Here is an 11,936-nt window from a genome sequence, read left to right as displayed (position 1 = left end):
ACCTTTTAACAATCATGGCAATAAATCCGAAGTAAGGCAGGAGGCTTTCATCTGTACTGTTGGTTTTTGTACTGCCTCTTTTTGTACTGTTTATTACTGCGCTTTAAAGCAGTTGGTGCTTAGCTTCCCGTATTTGTAGATGCGTTTTGCCACCATGCACTGAGAGCTAAAGATTTTTTAATGTATATTAATTTAGACTTATTGATTTTGATTAAATGTTTTTGCAACTTGGTATAGCAAGTGAGCATAAATTGACAGGGTAGGTAAGGGCACTATATTAAAATAGCGATTTATATTAAACGTCATCCAGGATAATCGATTATTTATCTTTAAAATGCGTTTAATGCTTTTGCGGTCAAGTTCGTTTTGTTTCATCTTTAATTCGCATCTATTAATGCAGTCACAGATGAGACGCCAAGGAGGAGATGACAAATGATTGATCATGGAAAACAGGCTGACCCAGGCTCTTCATCAACGCCGAATACTGGTACGTCACACTCAAGTTCAGGTTCCCACTCTTCTGATTCACTCAAGCAGCAGGGCCGGGATACCATGCATGACGTCAGCGAAGCGGCACAGCATCAGGCGGAAAGCCTTTACAACCGGCAGCGCGACACCGCCGCCGAACAGACGCACAAATTTACCAACGTCTTTAACAAAATGGCTGATGAGTTCGACAACCAGCAACAGCCCTATTTCTCCCAACAGGCGAGAAAGCTTGCTGATACGGCGGATCGTTTCTCTAACAAGCTGCGTGAAAAGGATTTGAAAAGCCTGTGTCAGGAAGCGCAAAGCTATAGTCGTCGTGAGCCAGCTCTGTTCTTTGGTGGGGCGATTGCCGCAGGCTTTTTAATAACCCGTTTTTTACGCAGCTCCGGTCAGCATTCGCACTCATCTAGCCAGCATGACTACTCATCTGGCAGTCAGCCGGGGCAGCCATCAGGTACTTACTCAAGCCATGCGTCTCCTACTCCCGGCGACCCATCGGATGGCATCATGCACGGTTCATCCCCTGGTGCTTCCCAGGATCCTACAGCGCATCCAGGTTCTTCACAGCCCGGCGCTACCTCATTGGGCGTCACTACGCCGCCTACGCCCGGCACCTCCAATGCGCCCGGCACTTCCAATACACCCGGCACTTCTAACACGCCAGGGAGTAGCGCGGGTTCAGTGAACAAGCCCGGCGGGCCTGGCCGTATCTAGGCAGGCATGCAAGGTACGTATGGCTCCAGGCGCTGTTAGCCCAATAGCTTCGGTATTTACCGGGTTGAGATTGGCTAGCAGCTCTTAATAGAGACACAGACCCTGCATAGGGTAAGGGAGGCTAAGAATGGATTCAGATCATAAAGCGACCTCGCCACAGCCAGGTTCCGCTCAAGGCGCATCGGTTGGCTCGCTGCTATCGACGGTGATGCAGGAAATTACCTCGCTGATACGCAATGAAGCTGAGCTTGCTAAGACCGAGATGTCAGAAAAAACGCACCAGGCCATGATGGCCCTGGCTGCCATAGCCATCGCGGGCGCAGTACTCCTGGGCGGCTTTCTTACGTTGCTTGCGGCGCTGGTGTTTGTGCTGAATGAAGTGTTGCCACCTGATATGACGCCTTGGCTGTCTGCCATTATTGTGGGCGTGGTGGTAACGATCATTGGCATCGTGATGCTCAAAAGTGGCCTTGCTAAGCTTCAAGCACGTAATTTGGTGCCTAATCGCACCTTGCATAGCCTTCAGACCAATAAGGAGCTCGCCAAGGAGCATAAGCATAACGTCAAGGAGGAGTTAAAATGAGCGACCACGATCACGATCATAAGCACAGTGACCGTACTCACAGTGATCATCGCAGTACCGAAGAGATTGAAAAGGATATTCATCGTTCGCGTGAACGCCTTGACTCCACACTGCACGAAATCGAGGAACGGTTTTCTCCTCAGCAGCTGTTGAACACGTCCTATGACTATATTCGTCATGGTGGAGCCAATGAGTTTGTCTCTAACCTGGGGAACACCATTAAGCAAAACCCGGTGCCGTTCCTTGTGACCACCGCAGGTTTGGGCTGGTTAATGATGTCCCAGCGTAACCCTAATCAAGGGCACAGTCATAAGCGTATGTCTCAACACCGCTATATGGATGAGCATACGGCCACTAGCCACAGCGGCTCTCATGGCACGCCGGGAATCCCTGTGCATGAAGGAACCCATGCTGGCAGCAGTGCTTCTACCTATAGCGGCCCCTCCAGTTATAGCAGTGCATCCGGCCATCAGAGCGAACACCAAGGCCGCATGAGCAGCATGAAAGAGGGAGCAAAAGAAAAAGCTCAACATTTCAGCGAAAAAGCCAAGGGTGTCGCACATCAGTTAAGTGACAAGGTGCATCATCTTGGCGACAAGGCACACCATATGGGAGGCAGCATGCGAGATTCCACGTCCCACCTTCAACATGGCACGCAGGATCACCTGCACAATATGTCTGGCCGCGCCCGCCATATGGGCAGCAAATCGTCAGATTTTATTCAGGATCACCCGTTGGTCGTGGGCGCTTTAGGGGTTGCGCTGGGCGCTGCCCTGGCGAGCCTGTTCCCCACAACGCGTAAAGAAGATGAGTACCTGGGCGAATACCGTGATCGTGCTCTGCACAAAGCAGCAGAAACAGGGCATGAGCAGGTAGATAAAGCGCAGCAGGCGATTCATGAAAAGGCGGAGCATATGAAAGAAGATTCGCAGAGTCATGACCAGCAGTCGTCTTCCGGTGGAAAACAGTCATCAACGTCTGGTAGTGGATCGAGCAATCATTCCGGCGCCTCGTCAATGGGCCATAACTCAGCATCGGGCGTTAGCTCAAGCACCAATCCCGTAGCGAACCCTCCAGCGGGTAATAAATCGCCGGGCTTGGCAAGCTCGAATACGCCTTCCGGTAATACGCAGGGCTCAGGCACCAATAAAGCCCCGTAAGCGCTAAAACAGCAAGCGTTAAGTTCTGATATTGAAGCGCAGTGCCCGGCCTAGGCCGGGCACTTTTTTATGGGCGAACTTGCTGATCCAGAGCTTACATCTAAAGCCCTGATCTACGTCCTGCCACGTTCAGAAAGCTAGCCGGAGCAGTGCCATTCACACCCGCCTGGGGAGCGTATTCGAGTAGGTGTTAAGGTGTGCAAGATGATCATCGGCGTCCTGAAGGGCTTTCAGCGCCGAAGGACGGTCAAGCTCGGCCAGCAATGTGCAGAGCACTTCCGAAACGGCCAGGGCAGGGGTCAGGGTATGAAAGAAGCTGTAGCTGTCCGTGGCGCAATAAATCGTATGCTCGGAAATTCCCGCCAGCGGTGATACCTCGCTATCTGTAATCGAGAGAACAGCCAGGCCCTTATCTTTTGCCAATTGCGCAAGCACCAGCGTATCTACCGCATAGGGTTTGATGGATACGACAAGCATTACCTCATCAGGCTTGGCACGAATCAAGGCGTCGCCACCCGTGCCGGCGGGGCCATCAAGATGAACGGAGCGCTCGCCCAGCAGCGACATGACGTAATGAAAATGCCAGGCCACCACATGGCTTGAGCGTAACCCCAGCACATAGACTTTTTTGGCGGCTGCCAGCCTATCGGCCATGGCGGTCAAGCACTGTAGCGGCTCTGGCTCACAGAGCGCTGCAATTTGGGCGCTTATCCCGTGCAGCATGTGATGGGCGATATCACTTTCCGGCGTGCTAGTCGTTTCAACGTCTCTTTGGCGTACCTTGGCAGCGAAACCGTCGTTTCGCTTACGCACCGTTTCAGCATAGTAAGCACGAATTTCATTGTAGCCCTGAAAGCCCAGCACTTTGGCAAGCCGCGTCATGGTCGCCGGCTGAACGGCGGCCAAACGTGCCAATTCGCGCATGGAAACCAATGCCACTTCTTCCGGATGCTCAAGGACGTAGCGCGCTGCCTGTTGCAGTTGTGCTGACATGGCATCGAACCGAGCAATGATCTGCTCTCTTAGCGGATCGCTCTGTGACATAGAAAGGTGCCTCTTAAACATGCCATGGGCTTGAGATGATTGCGCATGAGTGTAAACGCGCCTTTTTACTGAAAACAATGATCCATTTGTTTTAATAATTTATTTAATGATTGTCTTGTTGCATTGGTGGATAAGGTCGTGCCACTCTTGTGCTGAACAAGGGGGGCTGTGGCGGCTCGGCAAAGACCGCTCGGAAAAGCAGCGCTTGAAAAAGGGGAAAAGATAACCATGGCTCGTATTCTTCATCGCAGCATTGGCCAGCCGTTGCCGCATGCGGCATCAGCGCAAGGCGTCTATATCACTGATACCGAAGGGCGCCGCTACCTGGATGGCTCTGGCGGGGCGGCAGTGACGAGTGTGGGGCACGGCCACCCGGAAGTGCTGGCAGCCATGCGTGCCCAAATTGATAACCTCTGCTACGCCCATACAGGATTTTTCACCACGGATGCCGCCGAGGAGCTGGCTGAGCAGCTGGTGAAGCTGGCGCCCGACGGCCTGGATTACGTGTACCTGGTATCCGGCGGTTCAGAAGCGGTAGAGGCCGCGTTAAAAATGGCTCGCCAGTATTTCGTGGAAACCGGCAGGCCAGAGCGGCGGCATATTATCGCCCGGCGCCAGAGTTACCATGGCAATACCCTGGGTGCGCTTGCCACCGGGGGCAACGCCATGCGCCGACAGCAGTTCCAACCACTTTTGCCCCAAACGCATCATGTTTCGCCTTGCTATGCCTACCGTGACAAGGGAAGCGACGAATCCCCAGAAGCGTACGCTGCAAGGCTTGCTGATGAACTTGAGGCCAAGATTCTCGAACTGGGCCCTGAAAGCGTCATGGCGTTTGTGGCCGAACCTGTGGTGGGGGCTACCCTTGGCGCGGTGGCCTCTGAAGCGGATTACTTCAAGCGGGTGCGTAAAATCTGCGATCAGCATGGCGTGTTGTTGATTCTTGATGAAGTCATGTGCGGCATGGGGCGCACAGGCACCATGTTCGCTTGCGAGCAGGACGGCATAACGCCTGATATTCTCACCGTGGCCAAAGGCCTGGGGGGAGGCTACCAGCCGATTGGGGCTGTGCTGTTGTCATCCGCTATATTTGATAGCTTCGCCAACGGCTCCGGCCTTTTTCAGCATGGGCATACGTACCTTGGCCACCCCGTCGCGGCGGCCGCTGCCAACAAGGTCGTCGAGATCATCGCGCGGCCTGAAACGCTGGCCAACGTCAACGCCATGGGCGCGCGCTTACAAAGTGGCCTGGAAGCAGCGCTAGGCGCATCACCTTATGTGGGCGATATTCGGGGAAGGGGATTGTTTCGTGGCATTGAACTGGTGGCAGACCGGGAGCAAAAGACGCCGTTTGACCCCGCTCGAAAAATTCACGCCAAGATCAAACGCCAGGCAATGGCACGAGGCCTGATCAGCTATCCAATGGGCGGTACCATTGATGGCGTGTATGGCGATCACGTGCTGCTTGCGCCCCCGTATACCATCCAGGCGGATGAGATTGATTTCCTTATTGAACGGATTACCCAGGCGATTGACGCCGCAATAGCTGAATAACCTGACGCGATAGCCAAATAATACAAGAGGAAATGCCAAGATGAAGCAGTCGCCTTGTCCACCAGTGACCGATGCCGACTGGCCAGAAAATATTGCGGCGTTGCGCGATGGTTTTGCGGGCGCACTGAACGTGTACCGCACCATGGCGCATCACCCAGCCCTGTTAAACGCCTGGGCGCCGTTGCGGCAGCATGTGGTGAAGGACAATGCCTTGGGCCCTGAGTTAACCGAGGTAGTGATTCTACGTGCTGGTTTTCGCCTGGGGTCTGCCTATGAGTGGGTGCACCATGTCAGCCGTGCGCTGGCGCTGGGGTTTTCCGAGGCGCGGATTGACGCTATTCGCGGTACGCCTGAAGCAATTGACGGTGTTGACGGCATGATTGTTAACGCAGTGGATGCGTTACTCGACGCGCACATGCTTACACGGCATCAAGAAGAAGCGTTGGCCTATGCAATCGGACGTGAGGCCGTGATCGACCTGATTGCCATGGTTGGTTTCTATTCGGTGCTGGGTTATTTACTCAAGACCTATGACACGCCGATTGATGAGGCCATTCAAGCAGAGGCCCGGTCGAATCCAACGCTGTTTTCACTAACGCCGCCTTCAACATAGCAAGCGAAGGTCTCGAGCAGCCCTACTTGAAGCGCCGTTTTACCTCGACACTTAGCCTGCCTTCACCCAAGCGCAGTGAGAGCTTCTGGCCCGGCTGGGTCTCCTCGGCACGGCGAACGACCTGGCCCTTGTCATCCTGAGCAATCGCGTAGCCACGGCCTAGAACGGCTAGCGGGCTGATGGCGTTTAGTTCCCGAGCCGCACTGGTTAAGCGGGCTTGCTGGCGTTGAAACTGACGCTGGATAGCGTTTTCCATACGGCGATGTAATTGGTTAACCCGTTCGCTTTCTGCGCGGTGTAACCGCGCCATGTCCTGGCTCGTCAAACGCCTGCCCAGTTGTGTCACCCTTGACTGCTGCTGGGCAAGGGTTTGCTGCATGGCGCGAGTTAAGCGCTGGGTAAGTGTCGTCACGTGCTGGCGCTGACGGTTTAACTGCTCGCCGGGGTGTTTGAGCCGGGCGCGCAGGCTATCCAGCTGCTGGCTATCGCGCTCCAACCGCCGCTGCATGGCGCGGTGCAGGCGGCTTTTCTGGTCAGTTAGCTGGCGCTTCAAGGCGTGTTGATCTGGCACCAGGCGCTCGGCGGCAGCCGACGGGGTGGGGGCACGAACATCAGCGGCAAAATCAGCAAGCGTGATATCCACCTCATGGCCCACCGCCGACATTACCGGCAGGCGTGAATGAAAAATCGCCCGGGCCAGATGTTCGTTGTTGAACGCCCATAAATCTTCCAGGCTGCCGCCGCCCCGGGTAATCAACACCACATCCCGTTCAGGGGCCAGCCGTGCCTGGCGGTTGAGCAGCCCAAGGGCGGCGATCATCGCAGGTGCGGCTTCCACACCCTGCACTGGCACCGGGATTAACGTGACATCCGCCAAGGGCCAGCGGGCGGCGAGCACTGCCAGCACATCACGAATGGCCGCGCCGGTGCCCGAGCTTAAAATCAAAATCTTGCGCGGCGGAAAGGGCAGAGCGCGCGTATTGGCAAACACGCCCTCGGCATCCAACTGGGCTTTCAGTCGCTCAAAGGCGGCCAGCAGTTCACCCAGGCCTGCCGCCTGCACGGCTTCGGCAATCAGCTGGTAGTCGCCGCGTGGTTCAAACAGCGACACCCGCCCACGCAGTTTTACCTGATCGCCATCGCGCATGGGGGCTGACACAAAGCGAGCCCGCTGGCGAAACAGCACGCAGCGCACCTGGGCGCGGTCATCTTTTAGCGTGAAGTAGATATGCCCCGACGCCGGGCGCGAAACATTGGAGAGCTCGCCTTCCACCCACACCTCGCCCACATCGCGCTCAAGCGCCTGGCGGGCCTGCTTGTTGAGTTCGCTGACGGAAAGCGCCTGGGAGGAGGTAGCCATAAGGTTAAGCGCGCTCCATCAAATAACGTTTTAGAGCTGCAGGGTCGGGCACGCCCTGAATCACTTCGCCATCGATGATCAACGTAGGCACTGACTGGATGCGCGCTTCTTCCACCGCGTGCCGCTGGGCCGCCTGGTGCTGTTCGCGGTAACGGCCTTGGGCAAGCGCATCATGCACCGCCTGGCGCTCCAAGCCCACCGATTCACCGATATCCGCGAGTACTTCAGGGTCGCCGATATCGCGCTCTTCCTGGAAGAACGCCTTTAACGCGGCCATCGAATAGGCATGACCCAAACCGTGCTCTTCGGCCATGGCGAACACTTCAAAGGCTTTATCGGTACGCGGCTGAGGGGAGATATTGGGCAGCGTAATGGGCACGCCCAATTTTTCCGCCATGGGATACACCGACTCGCGCCACACGTTGGGCAAGTAAGGGTCTTCCACCTTCAGCGTGGGCACCGGGGCAGGGCGCAGCTCAAAGGGCCGCCAGCGAATTTCAACGTCCATGCCTTCGGTTGCCTGAACTATCGCCTCTTCAGCCAGCAGACAGAAGGGGCAGACGTAATCGGTGTAAACAATAATCTGTTGAGACATAAGGCCCCCTTCGATAAAAAAGTAACCAACCATCAGTCTAGCAGTATACGTCATTAGCAATTGGTATAAGCACAACCGCTCGACTGCATTGCTGGGGTGCCCCTCAAAACGCTATAATGGGGGATTAACTTTTCACGCCCCTTCTTCCCACATCAAATTGGGTGTTGCCGCTATGCTACGTATGGCCCAAGAAGCGCTTACGTTCGATGACGTACTTCTCGTTCCTGGCTTCTCCGACGTCCTCCCCAAGGATGTCAGTCTCAAAACCCGCCTGACCCGTAACCTCTCGCTTAATATCCCGCTCGTTTCTGCTGCAATGGACACCGTGACCGAAGCACGTCTGGCAATTGCGATGGCTCAGGAAGGCGGCATCGGCATCATTCACAAAAACATGACCATGACCCAGCAGGCTGCTGAAGTCCGCAAGGTCAAAAAGCACGAAAGCGTCATTGTAAAAGACCCCGTCACGGTTAGCCCCAAAGCCAAGCTTGAAGACCTTCTTGCCATGGCGAAAGAGTACGGCTTCTCCGGCTTCCCGGTGGTTGAAGGCGAAACCCTGGTGGGTATCGTGACCGAGCGTGACATGCGCTTCCAGCCGAACGTGGGCGACAGCGTGGCCGATATCATGACCCCGCGTGAGCGCTTGGTAACGGTTGCCGAAGGCACCGAGCTTGAAGTCAGCAAAGCCAAGATGCGCGAACACCGCATCGAAAAAATGCTGATTGTTGACGACGAGTTCCATCTGCGTGGCCTGGTGACCTTCCAGGATATCGAAAAAGCCCGCACGTACCCGATGGCTGCTAAAGACAGCGATGGCCGCCTGCTGGTAGGCGCCGCCGTGGGTACCGGCCCGGAAACTCCAGACCGTGTTACTGCGCTGGCTGAAGCGGGTGTTGACGTGATCATCGTCGATACCGCCCACGGCCATTCCCAGGGCGTTATCGACCGCGTTAGCTGGATCAAAGAGCACTTCCCTGACATTCAGGTGATCGGCGGCAACATTGCCACAGGTGCCGCTGCCAAGGCATTGGCCGAAGCGGGTGCTGACGGCGTGAAAGTGGGCATTGGCCCCGGCTCCATCTGCACCACGCGTATTGTGGCAGGTGTAGGTGTGCCGCAGATCACCGCGGTTTCCAACGTAGCCGCCGCGCTTAAAGAGTACGACATTCCGCTGATTGCTGACGGTGGCGTACGCTTCTCCGGCGACTTGGCCAAGGCGATTGCCGCTGGTGCCAGTGCCGTGATGGTAGGTGGCCTGCTGGCCGGTACCGAAGAAGCGCCGGGCGAAGTCGAGCTGTTCCAGGGCCGTACTTACAAGGCCTACCGCGGCATGGGTTCCATGGGCGCCATGGCCCAGAACCAGGGCAGCGCCGATCGCTACTTCCAGGATAAGGATGCCGGTGCCGAGAAGCTGGTACCCGAAGGTATCGAAGGCCGCGTACCTTACAAAGGCATGATGAGCGCCATCGTTCATCAGTTGATGGGTGGGCTGCGCGCCTCCATGGGCTACACCGGCTGCCGTGATGTTCAAGAAATGCGCACCAAGCCGGAATTCGTCCAGATTACCGGTGCTGGCTTTAACGAATCCCACGTTCACGACGTGCAGATCACCAAAGAAGCTCCCAACTACCGGGTGAGCTAACCAGCGCTTTTAGTTGAATGGCGGCGGGCTTTGCCCCGCCGCTTGCTTTTCAGCCTTTTTAGCAGCACCCCCACTGCTTAATCGAGACACTGCCATGAATGATATCCACTCCCATAAAATCCTGATTCTCGACTTCGGCTCACAGTACACGCAGCTGATCGCCCGCCGGGTACGCGAAATTGGCGTGTTCTCTGAGGTTCGCGCCTTCGATATCACCGAAGAAGAGATCCGCGAGTACAACCCCAACGGCATCATCCTGGCCGGCGGCCCGGAATCCGTGACCGAGCTGGATTCCCCGCGTGCGCCTCAGTGTGTGTTCGAAATGGGCCTGCCCGTGTTTGGTGTTTGTTACGGCATGCAGACCATGGCCGAGCAGTTGGGCGGTAAGGTGGAAGGCTCCAACAAGAGCGAGTTTGGTTACGCGCAAATCAGCATCGATGCTGAAAACGCGCTGTTCAAAGACATTAAAGACCACGTAGATGCCAACACCGGCAAAGCTCTGCTGGATGTATGGATGAGCCACGGCGACAAGGTAGCCAAGGCGCCTGCCGAGTTCACCATCACGGCCTCCACACCCAGCTGCCCGATTGCCGCCATGGTCTGGGAAGAGAAGCAGTTCTACGGCGTACAGTTCCACCCGGAAGTGACCCACACTCTGCAAGGCCAGCGCATGCTCGAGCACTTCGTGCTGGATATCTGTAAGGCCGAGAAGCTGTGGACGCCTGCCCAGATCATCGAAGACCAGGTACAGCGTGTGCGTGAACAGGTCGGCGACCGCCACGTACTGCTGGGCCTCTCCGGTGGTGTGGACTCTTCCGTGGTAGCCGCACTTTTACACAAAGCGATTGGCGACCAGCTGACCTGTGTATTCGTGGATAACGGCCTGCTGCGTAAAGACGAAGGCGACCAAGTGATGGAAACCTTCGCCAAGCACATGGGCGTCAAGGTCATTCGTGTAGATGCCGAAGACCTGTTCCTGAGTAAGCTTGCAGGCGAGAAGGACCCGGAAGCCAAGCGTAAAATCATCGGTAACACCTTCATCGACGTGTTCGATGAAGAAGCCAGCAAGATTGAAGGTGTCGAGTTCCTGGCCCAGGGCACCATCTACCCGGATGTGATCGAATCCGCCGCCTCCAAAACCGGCAAGGCGCACGTGATCAAATCCCACCACAACGTAGGTGGCCTGCCGGAAACCATGAAGCTCAAGCTGGTTGAGCCGCTACGCGAGCTGTTCAAGGACGAAGTACGCAAACTCGGTCTGGAACTTGGCCTGCCCTACGACATGGTGTACCGCCACCCCTTCCCGGGGCCGGGCCTGGGCGTGCGTATTCTGGGCGAAGTGAAAAAAGAGTACGCCGACATCCTGCGCGAAGCCGACGCCATCTTCATCGAAGAACTGCGCGCCTCCGGCTGGTACGAAAAAACCAGCCAGGCGTTCGCCGTGTTCCTGCCGGTCAAGTCAGTCGGCGTAGTAGGTGACGGCCGCCGCTACGAATGGGTCATCGCCATACGCGCGGTCGAAACCATCGACTTCATGACCGCCCGCTGGGCGCACCTGCCCTATGAGTTGCTGGAGACCGTCTCCAATCGGATTATCAATGAGCTGGGTGGAGTGTCGCGGGTGACTTATGATGTCTCCAGCAAGCCGCCGGCTACTATTGAGTGGGAGTGAGTTTTACTTGCTAGCTCTTTTCGCAAAAACCCGCCGAAAGGCGGGTTTTTTATGAGTATCAAATAGTTGATGGCTTTTAATGATAGAAACTAGATAAAGCAAAGAGACATATAGCCAGATTTCTCCAGTCGCGAATCTGTTTACGGTCAACTACCAAGCCGAAACTAGCCGAGCGAAAAAAAGGACTTTCATGAGGCGTTATCCACTATCCAGCAGGCGATAGGGCGCTAAGATAAATAATATGATGAGCGAGTAAGAATGCCGAGCGTCACAGGTATAGGTTACAGAGGTCAAGATAGAAAGTGAGCGTTGGTACTGGATCAGGCCGAAGGGAGCGACTCAGCAGTGCGTTGGTTGACTCTCGATTAGTACCCCTCGCTCAATAAGATCCTTCATCTGATGCCGCTTTTGAGCATACTCAACGGGTGGCAGTTAATTGAAAGTCAGACTGAAACAGCACTGTCCTGCGGGCAAAAGAGGTGACCTGCCCAACCCGCTATGTGCTTTACT

The 11,936-nt window shown here is 55.7% G+C and carries 10 protein-coding genes; 7 read left to right on the top strand and 3 right to left on the bottom strand.

Going from position 1 to position 11,936, the window contains the following annotated elements; translation table 11 throughout:
- The first annotated feature begins 432 nt into the window (after nt 1-432).
- The 3 genes from ELY38_RS18995 (at nt 433) to ELY38_RS01840 (ending at nt 2,946) form a co-directional block, all read left to right on the top strand.
- Nucleotides 433-1,203 (top strand): YML083C domain-containing protein, encoded by a 771-nt coding sequence (locus tag ELY38_RS18995; protein WP_185858900.1) that lies wholly within the window; start codon nt 433-435, stop codon nt 1,201-1,203.
- A gap of 127 nt (nt 1,204-1,330) precedes the next feature.
- Nucleotides 1,331-1,786 carry a phage holin family protein gene (locus tag ELY38_RS01845; RefSeq protein ID WP_127059813.1) on the top strand — a complete coding sequence of 152 codons (456 nt, stop codon included), beginning with the start codon at nt 1,331-1,333 and terminating at the stop codon, nt 1,784-1,786.
- Entirely contained in the window at nt 1,783-2,946 is a 1,164-nt protein-coding gene (locus tag ELY38_RS01840) for a DUF3618 domain-containing protein (protein WP_127059812.1), read from the top strand. The genes ELY38_RS01845 and ELY38_RS01840 overlap by 4 nt, the downstream gene beginning before the upstream one ends.
- Before the next feature lie 156 nt (nt 2,947-3,102).
- Here the strand turns inward: ELY38_RS01840 and ELY38_RS01835 are convergent, their stop codons facing one another.
- Nucleotides 3,103-3,990, bottom strand: coding sequence for a MurR/RpiR family transcriptional regulator (locus tag ELY38_RS01835; RefSeq protein ID WP_127059811.1), 888 nt, complete (start codon nt 3,988-3,990; stop codon nt 3,103-3,105).
- 228 nt (nt 3,991-4,218) lie between these two features.
- Here ELY38_RS01835 and ELY38_RS01830 point away from each other — a divergent pair, with 228 nt between their 5' ends.
- Both ELY38_RS01830 and ELY38_RS01825 read left to right on the top strand, forming a co-directional pair.
- The gene (locus ELY38_RS01830; RefSeq protein WP_127059810.1) at nt 4,219-5,544 is read left to right on the top strand and encodes an aspartate aminotransferase family protein; all 1,326 of its coding nucleotides are present in this window, start codon (nt 4,219-4,221) and stop codon (nt 5,542-5,544) included.
- A gap of 40 nt (nt 5,545-5,584) precedes the next feature.
- The gene (locus tag ELY38_RS01825; protein WP_127059809.1) at nt 5,585-6,157 is read left to right on the top strand and encodes a carboxymuconolactone decarboxylase family protein; all 573 of its coding nucleotides are present in this window, start codon (nt 5,585-5,587) and stop codon (nt 6,155-6,157) included.
- Nucleotides 6,158-6,179: 22 nt separating this feature from the next.
- Here the strand turns inward: ELY38_RS01825 and xseA are convergent, their stop codons facing one another.
- Together xseA and ELY38_RS01815 are read right to left on the bottom strand one after the other, a co-directional pair.
- Nucleotides 6,180-7,517: an exodeoxyribonuclease VII large subunit gene (gene xseA, locus ELY38_RS01820; RefSeq protein ID WP_127059808.1), complete on the bottom strand. Its 1,338-nt coding sequence runs from the start codon at nt 7,515-7,517 to the stop codon at nt 6,180-6,182.
- A 4-nt stretch (nt 7,518-7,521) separates the two neighbouring features.
- Nucleotides 7,522-8,112 (bottom strand): DsbA family oxidoreductase, encoded by a 591-nt coding sequence (locus tag ELY38_RS01815; protein WP_127059807.1) that lies wholly within the window; start codon nt 8,110-8,112, stop codon nt 7,522-7,524.
- 172 nt (nt 8,113-8,284) lie between these two features.
- Here ELY38_RS01815 and guaB point away from each other — a divergent pair, with 172 nt between their 5' ends.
- Both guaB and guaA read left to right on the top strand, forming a co-directional pair.
- Nucleotides 8,285-9,754 carry an IMP dehydrogenase gene (gene guaB / locus ELY38_RS01810; RefSeq protein ID WP_127059806.1) on the top strand — a complete coding sequence of 490 codons (1,470 nt, stop codon included), beginning with the start codon at nt 8,285-8,287 and terminating at the stop codon, nt 9,752-9,754.
- A gap of 94 nt (nt 9,755-9,848) precedes the next feature.
- Complete coding sequence (gene guaA, locus ELY38_RS01805) at nt 9,849-11,426, top strand: glutamine-hydrolyzing GMP synthase (RefSeq protein WP_127059805.1); 1,578 nt, start codon at nt 9,849-9,851, stop codon at nt 11,424-11,426.
- Nucleotides 11,427-11,936 lie beyond the last annotated feature (510 nt).

It is taken from the genome of Vreelandella nanhaiensis (genome assembly GCF_003990185.1).
Lineage (GTDB): Bacteria > Pseudomonadota > Gammaproteobacteria > Pseudomonadales > Halomonadaceae > Vreelandella > Vreelandella nanhaiensis.
The sequence above is the reverse complement of the archived record's forward strand: the minus strand, read 5'-3'. Positions and strand labels throughout refer to the sequence as shown.

Excerpts from the sequence above, each read along its gene's own strand:
- ELY38_RS01845 (WP_127059813.1), top strand. The coding sequence starts at position 1,331 with ATGGATTCAGATCATAAAGCGACCTCGCCACAGCCAGGTTCCGCTCAA.
- ELY38_RS01830 (WP_127059810.1), top strand. The coding sequence starts at position 4,219 with ATGGCTCGTATTCTTCATCGCAGCATTGGCCAGCCGTTGCCGCATGCG.
- guaA (WP_127059805.1), top strand. The coding sequence starts at position 9,849 with ATGAATGATATCCACTCCCATAAAATCCTGATTCTCGACTTCGGCTCA.
- guaB (WP_127059806.1), top strand. The coding sequence starts at position 8,285 with ATGCTACGTATGGCCCAAGAAGCGCTTACGTTCGATGACGTACTTCTC.
- ELY38_RS18995 (WP_185858900.1), top strand. The coding sequence starts at position 433 with ATGATTGATCATGGAAAACAGGCTGACCCAGGCTCTTCATCAACGCCG.
- ELY38_RS01835 (WP_127059811.1), bottom strand. The coding sequence starts at position 3,990 with ATGTCACAGAGCGATCCGCTAAGAGAGCAGATCATTGCTCGGTTCGAT.
- ELY38_RS01825 (WP_127059809.1), top strand. The coding sequence starts at position 5,585 with ATGAAGCAGTCGCCTTGTCCACCAGTGACCGATGCCGACTGGCCAGAA.
- ELY38_RS01840 (WP_127059812.1), top strand. The coding sequence starts at position 1,783 with ATGAGCGACCACGATCACGATCATAAGCACAGTGACCGTACTCACAGT.
- xseA (WP_127059808.1), bottom strand. The coding sequence starts at position 7,517 with ATGGCTACCTCCTCCCAGGCGCTTTCCGTCAGCGAACTCAACAAGCAG.
- ELY38_RS01815 (WP_127059807.1), bottom strand. The coding sequence starts at position 8,112 with ATGTCTCAACAGATTATTGTTTACACCGATTACGTCTGCCCCTTCTGT.